Raw genomic sequence first — 14,368 nt, 5'->3', positions numbered from 1 at the left:
GTGTTACGTGTGTTGAAACACAATGCTTGAACTTAGGTTATACAACACAAGAGAAATACATGAATATTTTAGCGATAGACACTGCAACCGAAGCGTGTTCGGTTGCGCTGCAATATAACGAGCGTGTAATTACCCGTTTTGAAATATGCCCACAGCAACATAGCCAACGTTTACTTCCTATGGTCGATGACGTGTTGAAAGAAGCTAATGTCGGCCTGAGCGACATAGAGTTGCTGGCTTTTGGACGAGGTCCCGGCAGTTTTACCGGTGTTCGCATTGCGACAGGCATGATTCAAGGTTTAGCTTTAGGTACAGGTCTAAAGGTTGCTGGCGTTAGTACGCTAGAAGCCATGGCTTGTGAAGCTGCGACGAAAAGCATGGACAAAGATGCGCTAATCGCTGTGGCCTCTGACGCCCGTATGGACGAAGTGTATTTCGCCGTTTATTCGCAAACAGACAAGGGGGTAACTCTGCGTCTTGATGAGCAGGTGTGTCCTCCAGCGGTGGCTATTGAACAACTTAATTCACTTGGGCACGGCGTTAGCGTCATTACAGCCGGTACCGGGTGGGCAGCATACGATAAGCTTACCGAATGGCGTTCGAATAGCGCTGTAGCAATGTCGCAAGAAGTGACGCTACCAAACGCGCAGTACATGCTTACGTTAGCGGTGACAGCAAGTGAGAATGGCAATGTATCTGAAGCCGTCAATGTAGAGCCCGTTTACTTGCGTGATAAAGTTACGTGGAAAAAGCTGCCGGGCAGAGAGTAAAATGACAGCGGGCGTGGTGGAAACGGCGGGCGATAGCCTAGCCTCCAGCCCGCCCATGGCCAGATTCGTATAAAAAACCAGTGGTACGATTTTTGCCTCACTGAAATTGTATGATTATTAATAATAATTTCGCGTTACCGTCTTCCGAGCCATCGCAAGGCCGTGTTGCTAAAATTAACAAAGACCCTGAACAACAAAGTAAAGGGCAAAATGAAGCGTCTGCTAGGGCGATTGTTGTCGCGCCTGATGAAAAAGGTACAAATAACGCTCAGGCTTACCAACAATTTATTCGCGAAGAGGGCAATACCTATTCGCAAAATGCTATAGCTTCTTACACCAGTTTTGAAAAGCAACAGCAGCGCGAGTCTATTCAGTCTATGTTCGGGGTAGATATCTACGCTTAGCCATTGCTAAATAAAAGTCTGGCGAACGTTCGGTAACCTGTATCTTCACGTTTGGTTAGGCAACTACACTTAATCTCTTCGAAAATTCTAACAATCCGTTAAACCCCGGCGCTTTTATTGAACAAACTCACTTAAGATATCTCTAAAGGTAACTACGCCAATTTATGTACACATTGTACTTGAACGACAGTGGTTGTCGTTTCGTATAAGTGCTAATGTTTAGGTTACTAAAGTCTGTTTTTTCTTTTCAGCTTAAAGAGATACGACAAAGTGCGTGTAAGTTTATTAAAGAAATTACGTTGGTCTTTATCGTTATACCCATGGTATGTTTTGGCTGATTGCCATATAAATGCAGCATTTTTCTAGGGTTCAGAGGAGCGCTTTAATGTCTCGTTATTTTGTTTTACTAGCAGTCTTTTTATTCGCAGGCTGTACCATTGTACCTGATAGTATTGATGTACCAGAAGGCACACAATTAGTGAGCTATTCCAAAGCTGTCACATCAGGCGCCAGTGCTCAAGGCCAAAAAGCGCGCTGGGGCGGTTTAATTGTGGGGGTTGAGAACAAGCCGAACCAAACGCTTATCGAACTTGCTCATTTTCCGCTAAATCACTACGGTAAGCCGGGAACAAATGGCGAGACCTCTGGACGCTTTAAGGTTCAAATTGACGGCTTTGTCGATCCTATTGTCTTTGAAGAAGGCCGTTCGGCAACGTTCCTCGGTACTATAACGGCGCCAACAGCGGGTATGGTGGGCGAACAACCTTATATTTATCCGACGATTATCGCCGACGATTACCACATGTGGAGAAAGCAGCAAGTTTACGATGTAAACACTTATTTCTTTAACTACCATACGGGCTGGTATTCGCCTTTCTATCGGTTTAACGGGCCGTGGATGTACCCTCACTTTAATCGTACACGGGTAATTCGCTACGAGAATGGACCTAGTAAAGCCAAACTTCCTACTCGCAACAGCGGTGCAAGTAAAAGCAGTACTAAGTCGACGAGTCAGCCGCTTCGAAAAGACAAACAGAAGTAAACAATATTGCTTACAGGCGGCATATTATTGCCGCCTTTTTCTATTTTAAAGGCAGGTATGGACTAAAGCTGGCAATAAGTTGCCAAAGGGAACGTTATGATTGAGACAGAATTTAACATTGGAAATCTTAACTTAGCCGCATTAGATAACCAAGGAAGCGGTAGCGTTGTTATTGGTTTGCACGGTTATTTAGATAACGCTGAAAGCTTAAGGTTGTTAGCACCTTACCTGCAAACTCACCGCTTTGTTGCTATCGACCTTGCTGGGCATGGTCGCTCTGGTCATCGCACTGCAGGGGCTCACTACAATCAAGCTGACTATTTGCAAGACCTCTATGCGCTAATTGAATCTCAAGGTTGGGACGAGGTAATTTTATTAGGCCATTCTCTTGGCGGCATTTTAGCGAGTTTGTTTGCTGCTCTATTTCCTGAAAAAGTTAGTGCCGTAATCAGTATAGATGCGTGTGGACCGCTAACTGAGGACGAAGATACCACTGTGGCTCAAATGCGAGATGCAATACTCAGTCGTCATGCAAAATCACGTAATAAGTTGCGGGTTGTTGAACTTGAAGACGCCGTAAAAGCCCGATGTAAAATTTCAGATATTCCCGAAGCGCACGCGCGCTCAATCTTATCCCGCAACCTTACCCAAGATGCGGGTGGGCATTGCTTTTGGTCTAGCGACCCAAAACTTCGCACAAAATCGATGCTAAGACTTACAGAAAAGCAGGCAGAAGCGCTTATGCGTGCTATTGTATGCCCTATACTTTTTATTGGTGCATCTAACAGTTTTAAAAACCTCGAAACCCTTTTCCCTAAACGAAAGATGTGGTTTTTAAATGCACAATATGAGCAATTTGTAGGCGGTCACCATATTCACATGGAAAATACTGACGATATAGGGGTGTTAATACGTCAATTTGTTGAGCAATTGTAAATTGTACCGTTTATTTTTTTTTACACATCCTATACTATTCGCAAGTTATCAGACCAGTTGTATGAGTGCGCCTTTCCATGTGCTCATAAAATAGTATAAGAATAAAGTAGAGGAGGTTTTGGTGGAAAAAACCTGGCTTAAGCATTACGACCCTCGCGTTTCCGCAGAAATTGATGCCGATCGTTACGCATCTGTAGTAGACATTTTCGAGCAGTCGGTAAAGAAGTTTAAAAATAAAGAAGCCTTCATTAACATGGGGCATTCAATTTCGTTTGAGGAGCTAGATACGCTTTCAGCTCAATTTGCTGCTTACTTACAAGCAAGCGGGCTTAAGCGCGGTGATGCGGTGGCAATTATGATGCCTAACCTTCTCCAATATCCTGTCGCCATGTTTGGTATTTTGCGCGCAGGTATGGTGGTGGTGAATGTAAACCCGCTCTACACGGCCAGAGAACTAAAGCATCAACTTAACGACGCCAATGCTAAAGCCATTGTAATTGTTGAAAACTTTGCATGTACTCTTGAAGAAGTGATTGCAGATACAAACCTTCAAGAAGTCTTTTTGACCGCACTGGGCGACATGTTGCCTGCACCGAAGCGCTGGATTGTTAATGCAGTAGTTAAATACGTCAAAAAGATGGTGCCTTCCTTCACCTTGCCTGAAACTACTTCTTTCATGTCGGCAGTTAAAAAAGGTCAGTCGCTTAAATACACGCGACCTGAGATTGATAGCGGCGATATCGCGTTCTTGCAATATACAGGTGGGACAACGGGCGTATCGAAAGGCGCAATGCTAACACACCGCAATATGGTGGCAAACCTAGAGCAGGTCTCGGGTATTTTAGAAACCGTAATTGAAGAAGGTGAAGATTTTGTTGTAACAGCACTACCGCTTTACCACATCTTTGCGTTACTGGCTAACTGCCTGATGTTCGTTAAATACGGTTGTCGCAACTTGCTTATTACTAACCCGCGAGACATGCCGGCGTTTGTAAACGAACTAAGCAAATACCCGTTCACCATTTTGCCTGGCGTAAACACCTTGTTTAATGGTCTTTTGAATACACCAGGGTTTGACGAGCTTGATTTTAGCAAGTTCAAATTTGGTCTAGGTGGCGGCATGGCGGTACAGCAACCTGTTGCCGAAAAGTGGGAAAAGGTTACGGGCACGGTGTTGTTAGAGGGTTATGGCCTTACTGAATGTTCGCCTGTGGTAGCGGTAAACCCACCTCAAATTGAAGCCTATAAAGGCGCAATTGGTATGCCGGTACCTTCTACTGACATTAAGTTATTAGACGACGATGGCAATCCAGTTGAAAAAGGTGAGCCAGGCGAAATGTGGGTTAAAGGCCCGCAGGTGATGAAGGGATATTTGAACCGCCCTGAAGCGACAGAAGATATTCTAAAAGAGGGTTGGCTAGCCACTGGCGATATTGCTACCGTAGATGATGAAGGTTACTTCTATATTGTTGACCGTAAAAAGGATATGATCCTAGTCTCAGGCTTTAACGTGTTCCCTAACGAAATCGAAGAAGTCGCTGCTATGCACGATCACATCGTTGAAGCGGCTGCGGTTGGGGTTCCTCATGAGGTTAGCGGCGAGGTTGTGAAGTTGTTTGTGGTTAAAAACAACGACGCGCTGACTGAGAAAGACGTTATCGCGCACTGCCGTAACCACTTAACGGGTTACAAAGTGCCTAAGCAAGTTGTTTTCAAAGACGACTTACCAAAAACCAATGTAGGTAAAATTCTGCGTCGGGAGCTTCGAGACTAGTTTCTTTGAAATAGTTTTTGAAAGCCGGCGTTAGCCGGCTTTTTTATTACTGTGCAAAAATATGCAATATCAATTAATTACAACATTTGAACATCTAGAAAAAGTGTGCGAAGCCGCACAACGTCAAGAGGCAGTCGCCCTTGATACTGAATTTGTGAGGACTAAAACCCTTACTCCCCATCTTGGCCTTATTCAGCTATACGATGGACACCAGCTAGTACTTATAGACCCCCTCGCTATCGATAACATGCAGCCATTTGTTGCGTTGTTGGAAAATACCGAAGTCGTTAAAGTACTGCATTCGTGTTCTGAAGATCTTGAGGCATTTCTTACCGCCTTTGATACGGTGCCAACGCCTGTGTTCGATACGCAAATTGCCGGTAGTATCTTGGATATGGGCCCCTCTCTGGGCTATGCCAAGTTAGTGGAGCTACTTTGCGAGATCAGCTTAGACAAAGGCGAGTCGCGAACGGATTGGCTAGCACGGCCGCTCCGGGAAGCTCAACTGAGCTATGCGGCGAACGACGTTCTTTACCTTTTACCCTGTTATCAGCAGCTGGCGTCCAACGTTCAGGCGCTAGGAAAAGTGCACTGGATATATGAAGAAGTGGCGCTTTTGGTTGAGAAAAAGCGTGCGCAAATGCCAGAAGATTTTGCTTACTTAAGCATTAAGAATAGCTGGCGTTTAAACAGTGAACAGCTCACCGTATTGCAAGCGCTGGCGGCATGGCGATTAAACACGGCGAGAAAGAAAGACCTAGCGCTGAACTTTGTATTCAAAGAAGGACATTTATTTGAGGCTGCGCAGCGACTGATAGACGACAAGTCTGGCTTATCACGGATAAATGGCGTAAATCATCAGTCGGTTAGGCGTTATGGCGACACTATCGTAACGCTGATTGAAGAGGCAAGAGCAAGATATGCGCAGACGCCGGAAAAACTTAGACTGCCAATCGTACAGCGGCTTATCGATATAGCGAAATATAAAAAGTACCTTGCTGAACTTAAAACCATAAGCGAACAAATTGCCAAAGATAACGGCGTAACCACAGATGTTATTGCGTCTAAAAAGCAACTTAATCAGCTGTTGAAGTGGTATTGGTTCCCTGTAGATGAGACGCGGGTACAGGGCTTGAAACCCGATTTACTCTCCACGTGGAGAGCGCCTTTGTTTCGCCCACATGTAGCACGTTTACTTGGCGACGAACCGACACAATAACGCTAGGTGGGCAAATATTTACCTGCTTTTAGCTAACAACGAATAGAGTAATTAAATTATGTTATGCGCTGTTTATAAAACGCGAAAAAAAGAGGGCATGTACTTATACTTGCCCAAAAAAGACAATTTTGCAGATGTCCCCGAACCTTTGATGGAAATGTTTGGTCGTCCAGAGCTAGTGACGATTCTTGCACTCGATAAGCGTGAGCGTTTAGGTTTAGTCGATAAGCAAAAGTTAATTGATGAACTTACCGAGAAAGGATTTTACTTGCAGATGCCTCCAAAGGAAGAGAACTTGCTTGAAACGCACCGCGAGTCGCTTGGCCTTTCTAAAACGCCTGATAAGAAATTCTAAGAAGTACCATGTTGTTTAATGTTGTAAATCGTTTATGCAAGCGCGCTTGTATTACAGCAAAGTGCTCAAGTAAGCGCTTGATAGCAAGTAAAGTCCCATTGATTTTTATCACGCTAACTCTGTTGCTTTCCGCTTCAATAGAGGCCGCGACTAACTCTGAATTAACGGAACGTGGTTTTAATGCTTATGTGGCACAGTTAAAGGAAGAAGCGTTATCGAAAGGCATTGATAGACCACTTCTCGACGCCGCGTTTGCCGACATCGCTTTTAGGCCCACGGTTGTGAAGTCTGATAAAAATCAGCCCGAAAAAAAGATAACGCTAGATGACTACCTCGCTACACGAGTGCCCGACTGGAAAGTTAAGCAGGCAGTAGCACAGTACAAAGACCATAAAGCGTTGCTTGAAGAAATTGCGCAGCGATACGGCGTGCAATCCAGATTCATTGTGGCGCTATGGGGGAATGAGTCGAACTTTGGCAAAATTCAAGGCAACTATAGTGTGCTTTCTGCGCTCGCTTCGCTAGCTTATGAAGGGCGAAGGGAAAAGCTGTTTAAAGACAACTTCTTTGCTGCACTCCAGATTTTAGCAAAGGGGCATACCAGCGTTAATGAACTAAAAGGTTCGTGGGCAGGTGCGATGGGCCAAACCCAATTTATGCCGGTTTCGTTTCTAAATTACGCTGTGGACTATGATGGTGATGGAAGAAAAGATATCTGGGGAACCAAGGCTGACGTATTTGCATCAATTGCGAATTACCTCGCATCTGAAGGGTGGAATAGCGAAGGCACGTGGGGTAGGCAAGTAAAACTAACGCAAGATGTGCCGGTGTCTGGTTTATCTAAAGCGAATATGAAGCCCCTTTCTTTTTGGAAATCAAACGGTGTAACGCGTTTTGACGGCAGCGAACTACCCAATGTTGATATTAAGGCGTCGCTTATCATGCCCGACGGTGAGAATGGGCGTATTTACTTGGTGTATAACAATTTTCATACGTTAATGAAGTGGAACCGCTCGTCGTATTTTGGGGTGTCGGTTGGCTATCTTTCTGAACGAATAAAGCGAGGTTACTAATGGCATACCGTCATATTGATACGCAAGGCAATGAGATTGCGTTGCCGGTGAACAAAGTGGTTTGCATTGGTCGTAACTATCTTGATCACATTCAAGAAATGAACGCTACGGTATCTGAAGCACCTTTACTCTTTATGAAGCCAAAGGCAGCGATGTGCCACATGCATGAGCCCATTGCGGTGCCCACCGATAAAGGTGAATGCCATAATGAGCTTGAAGTATCGGTACTGCTTAAATCTTGTTTAAAAAATGCCAGCGAAGATGAGGTAAAGTCAGCCATGTGGGGAATAGGACTAGGGCTAGATCTCACCCTTCGCGAAGTACAGGCAACACTCAAAAAGCAAGGGCAGCCGTGGGAGCGAGCCAAATCTTTTGACAACAGTGCGCCTTTGTCAGGCTTTTTACCCTTAAGTTCGGTAGGTAACCTCGATGATTTACGTTTTACCCTTACCATTAATGGTGAGGTGAGACAGCAAGGCCATACAGCATTGATGTTACACAAAATCGTAACGCTTATTGCGCATATGTCTTCTACATTTACCTTAGATAGCGGCGACGTAATATTAACCGGGACGCCTAAGGGCGTAGGCAAATTATCTCCTTCAGATAGGGTTTTCGCCTCGCTCGGCAATCAAGTAAGTGTATATACCGAGGTAGTGGCACAATGACCGTGGCATTTTGGGAAACCAAGTCTCTTGAGGAGATGACGCAAAAGGAATGGGAGTTGCTCTGTGATGGCTGCGGCAAATGCTGCCTGCAGAAGTTTATAGATGATGACGCAGTAGAAGAATACGAAGTTACTGATCACATTAATGACAATGAAAAAATTCACTACACCAATATTGTGTGCACGTATTTAAATACCAAAAAATGTGAATGTACCCAATATGCAAGGCGTACAGAGCTTGTGCCTGACTGTGTAAAGCTAACCAAAGACAACCTTAAAGATATCTTCTTTATGCCAAATAGCTGTGCTTATCGACGACTTTACGAGGGGCGGGGACTTCCGTCTTGGCACCCTTTGCTTAACAAGGGGAAAAAGCACGTGATGCACGCAAAGGGCATGTCAGTGCGCAATAAAACCGTGTTTGAGTCGGATGTGGATCTTAACCACTTTGAAGACTATATCGCGATTTGGCCGCTCGAAGACCTCGATTGAAAGTCGCTAGCCCTTTTCTACTGCTTTAAACACACCAGTATAGATTGTTGTTTATCTTAGACTAAAGAGCATGAGTGCTGCTCATGCGCTTAGTCTATACTTCCGCTTTGTTTTTTGAATCAATGTAGATAAGGGTTCTTGATGGGGAAGTTAAGCATTAGCGCATTGGGCGCGTTAATAGCTATTACAAGCGTAGCTGCACCTGTGTACGCAGAGAGTTTAGCGTTCAATTACAGTGGCTCGCTAAGAGTACGCTACGAAACATTAAATAACCCTATTTTTCCGACAAGCGACAATGTTCGCACGCAAACCAATGAACGTATTTCAACCCGTATAAGGTTGAAAGGCGACGCCGCTTATGGAAACTGGCGGGCGGTAGCAGAAATCGAAGACTCCCGAGCCTACCTCGATGACAACGACCCTACACTCAAATCTTCACAGGTTAATACCCTCGAACCCGTTCAACTATATATCTCTTATCATGATGTTAGTGAATACATAGATAGCGTTACGGTAGGGCGTGTGACGCTGGATCACGGTAGTCGCCGTCTGATAGGACATACGCGCTTTAGAAACGCAACCAGTAGCTTTGAAGGTGCGCTAGTTGACGCGCGTTTAACAGGTTGGCAACTTCGTGGCTTTTACCTGTTTCCAGTCGCTCGTTTTCCTTCAGATTCAGCATCTATTGATGACAATAAACGGGCGTTAGATAAGAGTTTTAGCAATCGAAAGCTTTTTGGTCTCTATGCGGTGTCTGAAGATAAAGCCTGGACAGTACATAGCTACTGGTTAAAAGAGTCGGATTCAGCCGAACTCGCCACGAAAAACCGAGATATTATTACTTTATCTGTCGACCGCACCCAACGTTTCTTCAATAGTTGGAAATACAACATCGAAGCTATGGTGCAAACAGGTCACGCCAGGCAGACTGCGTCAGCCTCTGATGTCACAGACAGAAACGTGAAGGCGTGGATGATACATAGCCATGTAGGCAAACAGCTGAATAAAAGTACTTTCTTAAGAGCTGAAGTTGAAGCGGCAAGTGGTGATAGTAACAGTGATGATGGGACCATAAATGCGTTTGACTCGCTCTACGGTTTACGTCGGTTTGACTTTGGTCCTACGGACGTTTATCAGACGTTCCCAAGAAGCAATATCTTGGCACCAGGGCTAAGAAGTGTCACTAAAATAAGTGATATCCATAACATTATGGTGGGTTACAAAGCGCTGTGGCTTCATCAAGTGCCAGAAGGTGAAGAAGACTTCTTAGGACACCAAGTAGAGTTTCGTTGGCAATATCAGGTTTCTTCACAGCTTCAGTTCAGCCTAGGTGGTGCGTACCTCGCTAAAGGCAACGCGCTAGAGACGGGGGCCTATCCCGACAATTCGGCCTATGCTTTTACAGGGCTTATGTATACGTTTAAATAGTAGGTGAGCACTACACGAGTAGTATGTTAACTTAACTCTCGTTAGTAATGGCGTACAACAGTGCGTCTCTGCCGAATACTCGCTTACGGCAGAGCCCTTCTTTTATGCCACCAATACGCTCAACTACACGTAAACTTGCTTTGTTATTTGGCTCAACAAAACACTCTAGTCGGTTTAGGTTCATCTGTGTAAACGCGAGTTTTTTTAATGCTTCACAGATAGCGCTGGCTAAGCCTTTACCGCAAGCATCGGGGCGCAACCAGTAGCCTAAATTAGCCGTTAGATGGGTATGATGGATATGGTTGATGATACCCATACCCAGGCACTTTTCATCGTGAATAAGCAGGTAGGTTAGGCCGTAACCAGTTTCCCGTGCTTTTTCCATGTCGGCAATACATTGCTTCGATAAAGCCGGGGTAACAGGGCACACTGATGAGCCAAACCATGGCTTTACGTGGTGAATGGACTGTTGCCCAGCCTCACAAAGCGCATAGCAGTGTTTCTCTGCGATGCGCTGAATGCTAATAGGGCCTTGCTCAGTATGTATGGGAGGAAGGCGAGAGGGCAGAATGGATAAGTCGATCAAAAGGGTTTCTTATCCAACAATCGGCATGCAAATACAATGGCAAATACAGCAAAGTAAGCCGCAAAGATAATTTGCATCCACTCTGCCATTCCCATAGACAAAAACTGCCATGAATCTGCTAGACAGTCGCCTTCAGCGGCAAACACGGCCGGTAGCCATTCGTGTAGCTGAAGCCATGACGGGAAATTAGGGACTATTTCGCAGCTAGCAAAGAACGGATTTGCGGCATTAAGAATGCCTACGTGCTCTTTAGCAATTAAAAAGCCCCAGCCCGCCGATACAGCCCATCCAGCAAACCCGAGCATTCGAGTAAAGCCGTTGTTTTTTATTACGACTAAAAGTGCAGAAAGCACAATGCCATACATAGCAGTGCGCTGATAGATACACATGATACAGGGCTTTAGCCCCATACCATATTGAAAGTACAAAGCAGCAATTTCAAGTGCCAAGGATGTGGCAAAAAGCACAAGCCACGAAGACTTGTGCTCTGCCCATTGGCTAATAGTGTGAACAAGAGCGCGCATAGACTAGTGACCTACTGCTTGAGCACCGGCTTCGACAGCAGTGTGGTGCTCAATAAGATGCATGTCATATAAAACCTGTGTGGCATCAGCAAGGCCAATATATGTTGCGACTAAACCTACAATTGTAAGCACAATGGTATAAGGCAATGCCATCATTACCATGCGCCCGTAGGATAAACGCAGTAGCGGTGCAATTGCAGACGTCAGCAGGAATAAGAACGCCGCTTGACCGTTAGGTGTTGCAACACTTGGCAAGTTGGTGCCTGTGTTAATCGCTACGGCTAGCATGTCGTATTGGTCACGGGTAATTTGGCCAGCTTCAAGCGCTGCGGTCACTTCAGTGATATAAACAGAGCCCACAAACACGTTGTCACTCACCATCGAAAGCACTCCGTTAGCAAGATAGAACATAACCATTTGCGTTTCGCCTTCAAACGACAGTACCCAATGGATTACGGGCTGGAAAAGGCCCTGGTCGATAATTACCGCCACTACGCCAAAGAAAACACAAAGCAGAGCGGTGAAGGGCAAGGCTTCTTCGAAAGCTTTGCCTAGTGCGTGTTCTTCTATAACACCGCTCATCGACGTAGCAAGTACAATAACAGACAAACCAATTAAGCCCACAGACGCCATGTGCGTCGCCAAGCCTACAATTAGCCAGATACCGATAAGTGCTTGCACCACCAGTTTTGCGGTTTCGCGCTTACTGCGACCTTTATCCATGTGGTCGTTGTAATCAACCAATATTTGCCTTACTGCAGATGGCAACTTAGCGCCGTAAGAGAAGGTGCCTGTTTTTTCCAGTACAACGGTGGTTAGCAAACCAAAGACAAATACAGGCAATGTTACCGGAGCCATTCGAATAAAGAATTCAACGAAGTCCCAGCCAGCTTTATCGGCAATGATGAGGTTTTGTGGTTCGCCCACCATGGTCATTACGCCGCCTAATGCAGTACCCACTGCAGAGTGCATCATCAGGTTTCTTAAGAAAGCCCTGAAGTCTTCTAAGTCGTGACTTCCCAACTCGTCATCGCTGGTATGGTCGTGGTCAGAATGAAACTCTTTTCCTGAAGCGACTTTGTGATAAATCGAATAGAAACCCAAGCCTACACTGATAATCACTGCCACCACGGTTAGCGCGTCTAAGAAGGCTGATAAAAATGCAGAAGCAAAAATAAAAGAAAGAGACAGAATTAACTTGTTGCGCACTTTTATCACCAGTTTGGTAAATAAAAACATCAACAAGTCTTTCATGAAGTAAATACCGGCCACCATAAACACTAGCAGTAGCAGTACTTCAAGATTAACTTCAATTTCGTGCATCATGTGACCGGGGGAGGTCATACCGATAAACATGGCTTCTATCAAAAGAAGCCCCCCTGGCTGGAGTGGGTAACATTTTAGTGCCATCGCCAAGGTAAAAATAAACTGGATAACCAGAGTCCAACCAGCAATGTATGGGTCCACCATAAAGATGAAGGGGTTAACAATGAGAAAGGCAATAATGGTTTTTTTATACCAGTCGGGCGCATGTCCCAGGAAGTTCTTATAGATCGCCGCGATCATTGAGGTTTGCATGAGTTCCTGTTCCTTTTACAACAAAGCACGCATTTTTGCGCATCTTTACACTGTGTAGTTCCGGTTATTGCATACATAAACTGCTGGTGTAGTGCGTTTTAATTCGCTTAACCGTGGTTTTGTTGCTGTCATTATAGTCGGAATTTAAGCGTACATGATATTAACGTCTTGAGAAAGCAATTCACAGACCCCACCATGTGAAAGTCACTGAATATTTATCACTTTTTTGATGATATTTATCATTGAATTTGAAAATGTCTAGAATTTCGAACATTAAATATACAAAGCCTTATATGGAGGCTCTCGAATTAACACTTTAATTTTAACGAGTTGTTAAAACCTTTAGTGGACTAGATATAATTCATTGTGATAATAAAAGAGCATCTGGTACAATCAGTTACAAAATAACAATAACGTGCAGGCGATTAGTTATGATTTATAAGGCACAGAGTCCAGCCGGATTCGCCGAAGAATATATTGTTGAGTCAATTTGGAGTGGAAGATTTCCACCTGGCACCATTTTGCCTGCAGAAAGAGAGCTTTCTGAGTTAATTGGTGTAACGCGAACCACTTTACGTGAAGTGCTTCAGCGTTTAGCTAGGGATGGTTGGTTAACCATTCAGCACGGTAAGCCAACTAAAGTAAATAATTTTTGGGAAACCTGCGGGTTAAACATCTTAGAAACGCTAGCTAGACTAGACCAAGAAGGTATCCCTGAACTCGTAGATAATTTGTTGGCAGCACGCACTAACTTAAGTGCAGTGTTCATTAGAGGTGCTATTCGTAATAACCCTCAAGAGTCGGCGGAAATTATTGCTCGATACAAAAATGTTGAGCAAGAAGGAATGGCGTTTGCCCAGTTCGATTATCAAATGTCTCATGATTTGGCGCTTGCTTCTAACAACAACGTCTTCGTTTTGATGATGAATGGCTTTCGCGGACTTTACTCGCGAATAGGCGGGTACTTTTTCTCGCATCAGCAAGCACGAGATGTAGCCAATAAATACTATGCTGATTTGCTCGACGTGGCAGAGAAAGGCGAGTATGAGAAAGTGCCGGTTGTCGTAAGAAACTACGGTATCGAGAGTGGTAAAGTATGGCTTTCTATTCGCGACGAGATGCCAAAAGACTTGGTAGACTAGCGTGCTAGGTTAAAGCGCTAAAGCCGGTTTAAAGCGAATTAACTAGCTGATAAAGCTTTAATCCACCGGTTTATTATTTGCCCCGATATTTTAATAAATGCGTCGCTTTGAATTGTATAGCCAAGCGGCGCTTTTTTATGCCTTTTATGCGGTAGTTCTGTAATTAGGAGATACCCCCATCTTAAAAATACAGCACCACCTATCTTTCTAGCAACGTTACTTTTCTTAAGCTAATGAGCGCTTAAGAATCACTAGACCCTTCCCCCAGTTTATATATACTCGATAATTTAGCGCGAACCGTTTTCATTTGTTTTAATCGCGCATTACCGTTTTAAGCTCTTGTGTTCTTTGAATAAACACAGGCAGTAAGCGAACCTT

15 protein-coding genes are annotated in these 14,368 nt (G+C 44.6%); 12 read left to right on the top strand and 3 right to left on the bottom strand.

Translation table 11 applies throughout. The features are described from left to right. Positions 1 to 59: 59 nt before the first annotated feature. The 11 genes from tsaB (at position 60) to MADE_RS12315 (ending at position 10,160) form a co-directional block, all read left to right on the top strand. On the top strand, positions 60 to 770 hold the full coding sequence (tsaB, locus tag MADE_RS12365; protein ID WP_012518900.1) for a tRNA (adenosine(37)-N6)-threonylcarbamoyltransferase complex dimerization subunit type 1 TsaB: 711 nt from the start codon (positions 60 to 62) through the stop codon (positions 768 to 770). A gap of 110 nt (positions 771 to 880) precedes the next feature. After that, positions 881 to 1,174, top strand: a complete 294-nt coding sequence (locus MADE_RS12360; protein ID WP_012518899.1) for a hypothetical protein — start codon at positions 881 to 883, stop codon at positions 1,172 to 1,174. Positions 1,175 to 1,559: 385 nt separating this feature from the next. Continuing rightward, a complete protein-coding gene (locus MADE_RS12355) occupies positions 1,560 to 2,216 on the top strand; it encodes a Slp family lipoprotein (protein ID WP_012518898.1) in 657 nt (218 codons plus the stop codon). A 96-nt stretch (positions 2,217 to 2,312) separates the two neighbouring features. After that, complete coding sequence (locus tag MADE_RS12350; RefSeq protein ID WP_012518897.1) at positions 2,313 to 3,152, top strand: alpha/beta fold hydrolase; 840 nt, start codon at positions 2,313 to 2,315, stop codon at positions 3,150 to 3,152. Between the two features lie 121 nt (positions 3,153 to 3,273). Then, positions 3,274 to 4,926, top strand: a complete 1,653-nt coding sequence (gene fadD, locus MADE_RS12345) for a long-chain-fatty-acid--CoA ligase FadD (RefSeq protein ID WP_012518896.1) — start codon at positions 3,274 to 3,276, stop codon at positions 4,924 to 4,926. 61 nt (positions 4,927 to 4,987) lie between these two features. Then, positions 4,988 to 6,145, top strand: a complete 1,158-nt coding sequence (gene rnd / locus MADE_RS12340; protein ID WP_012518895.1) for a ribonuclease D — start codon at positions 4,988 to 4,990, stop codon at positions 6,143 to 6,145. A gap of 58 nt (positions 6,146 to 6,203) precedes the next feature. Further along, the gene (locus MADE_RS12335) at positions 6,204 to 6,500 is read left to right on the top strand and encodes a YcgL domain-containing protein (protein WP_012518894.1); all 297 of its coding nucleotides are present in this window, start codon (positions 6,204 to 6,206) and stop codon (positions 6,498 to 6,500) included. 8 nt (positions 6,501 to 6,508) lie between these two features. Continuing rightward, a complete protein-coding gene (locus tag MADE_RS12330; protein WP_023559764.1) occupies positions 6,509 to 7,573 on the top strand; it encodes a lytic murein transglycosylase in 1,065 nt (354 codons plus the stop codon). After that, positions 7,573 to 8,241: a fumarylacetoacetate hydrolase family protein gene (locus MADE_RS12325; protein ID WP_012518892.1), complete on the top strand. Its 669-nt coding sequence runs from the start codon at positions 7,573 to 7,575 to the stop codon at positions 8,239 to 8,241. Before MADE_RS12330 ends, MADE_RS12325 begins: the two co-directional genes overlap by 1 nt. Continuing rightward, positions 8,238 to 8,732 (top strand): YcgN family cysteine cluster protein, encoded by a 495-nt coding sequence (locus tag MADE_RS12320; RefSeq protein WP_012518891.1) that lies wholly within the window; start codon positions 8,238 to 8,240, stop codon positions 8,730 to 8,732. Before MADE_RS12325 ends, MADE_RS12320 begins: the two co-directional genes overlap by 4 nt. A gap of 141 nt (positions 8,733 to 8,873) precedes the next feature. Next, entirely contained in the window at positions 8,874 to 10,160 is a 1,287-nt protein-coding gene (locus MADE_RS12315) for an alginate export family protein (protein ID WP_012518890.1), read from the top strand. A 31-nt stretch (positions 10,161 to 10,191) separates the two neighbouring features. Here the strand turns inward: MADE_RS12315 and MADE_RS12310 are convergent, their stop codons facing one another. From MADE_RS12310 to nhaB, 3 genes are read right to left on the bottom strand one after another with little or no spacing between them, the layout of a single operon-like run. Further along, complete coding sequence (locus MADE_RS12310) at positions 10,192 to 10,746, bottom strand: GNAT family N-acetyltransferase (protein ID WP_012518889.1); 555 nt, start codon at positions 10,744 to 10,746, stop codon at positions 10,192 to 10,194. Beyond that, a complete protein-coding gene (gene dsbB, locus MADE_RS12305; RefSeq protein WP_012518888.1) occupies positions 10,743 to 11,270 on the bottom strand; it encodes a disulfide bond formation protein DsbB in 528 nt (175 codons plus the stop codon). The genes MADE_RS12310 and dsbB overlap by 4 nt, the downstream gene beginning before the upstream one ends. Before the next feature lie 3 nt (positions 11,271 to 11,273). Continuing rightward, positions 11,274 to 12,848, bottom strand: a complete 1,575-nt coding sequence (gene nhaB, locus MADE_RS12300; RefSeq protein ID WP_012518887.1) for a sodium/proton antiporter NhaB — start codon at positions 12,846 to 12,848, stop codon at positions 11,274 to 11,276. A 431-nt stretch (positions 12,849 to 13,279) separates the two neighbouring features. Here nhaB and fadR point away from each other — a divergent pair, with 431 nt between their 5' ends. Continuing rightward, positions 13,280 to 13,990 (top strand): fatty acid metabolism transcriptional regulator FadR, encoded by a 711-nt coding sequence (fadR, locus tag MADE_RS12295; RefSeq protein WP_012518886.1) that lies wholly within the window; start codon positions 13,280 to 13,282, stop codon positions 13,988 to 13,990. Positions 13,991 to 14,368: the final 378 nt, after the last annotated feature.

It is taken from the genome of Alteromonas mediterranea DE (assembly GCF_000020585.3).
GTDB lineage: Bacteria > Pseudomonadota > Gammaproteobacteria > Enterobacterales > Alteromonadaceae > Alteromonas > Alteromonas mediterranea.
The sequence above is the reverse complement of the archived record's forward strand: the minus strand, read 5'-3'. Positions and strand labels throughout refer to the sequence as shown.

What these genes read in the sequence shown, in the direction of transcription:
- tsaB (WP_012518900.1), top strand. Translation starts at nt 60, where the DNA reads ATGAATATTTTAGCGATAGACACTGCAACCGAAGCGTGTTCGGTTGCG.
- MADE_RS12360 (WP_012518899.1), top strand. Translation starts at nt 881, where the DNA reads ATGATTATTAATAATAATTTCGCGTTACCGTCTTCCGAGCCATCGCAA.
- MADE_RS12355 (WP_012518898.1), top strand. Translation starts at nt 1,560, where the DNA reads ATGTCTCGTTATTTTGTTTTACTAGCAGTCTTTTTATTCGCAGGCTGT.
- MADE_RS12350 (WP_012518897.1), top strand. Translation starts at nt 2,313, where the DNA reads ATGATTGAGACAGAATTTAACATTGGAAATCTTAACTTAGCCGCATTA.
- rnd (WP_012518895.1), top strand. Translation starts at nt 4,988, where the DNA reads ATGCAATATCAATTAATTACAACATTTGAACATCTAGAAAAAGTGTGC.
- MADE_RS12335 (WP_012518894.1), top strand. Translation starts at nt 6,204, where the DNA reads ATGTTATGCGCTGTTTATAAAACGCGAAAAAAAGAGGGCATGTACTTA.
- MADE_RS12330 (WP_023559764.1), top strand. Translation starts at nt 6,509, where the DNA reads ATGTTGTTTAATGTTGTAAATCGTTTATGCAAGCGCGCTTGTATTACA.
- MADE_RS12325 (WP_012518892.1), top strand. Translation starts at nt 7,573, where the DNA reads ATGGCATACCGTCATATTGATACGCAAGGCAATGAGATTGCGTTGCCG.
- MADE_RS12320 (WP_012518891.1), top strand. Translation starts at nt 8,238, where the DNA reads ATGACCGTGGCATTTTGGGAAACCAAGTCTCTTGAGGAGATGACGCAA.
- MADE_RS12315 (WP_012518890.1), top strand. Translation starts at nt 8,874, where the DNA reads ATGGGGAAGTTAAGCATTAGCGCATTGGGCGCGTTAATAGCTATTACA.
- dsbB (WP_012518888.1), bottom strand. Translation starts at nt 11,270, where the DNA reads ATGCGCGCTCTTGTTCACACTATTAGCCAATGGGCAGAGCACAAGTCT.
- nhaB (WP_012518887.1), bottom strand. Translation starts at nt 12,848, where the DNA reads ATGCAAACCTCAATGATCGCGGCGATCTATAAGAACTTCCTGGGACAT.
- fadR (WP_012518886.1), top strand. Translation starts at nt 13,280, where the DNA reads ATGATTTATAAGGCACAGAGTCCAGCCGGATTCGCCGAAGAATATATT.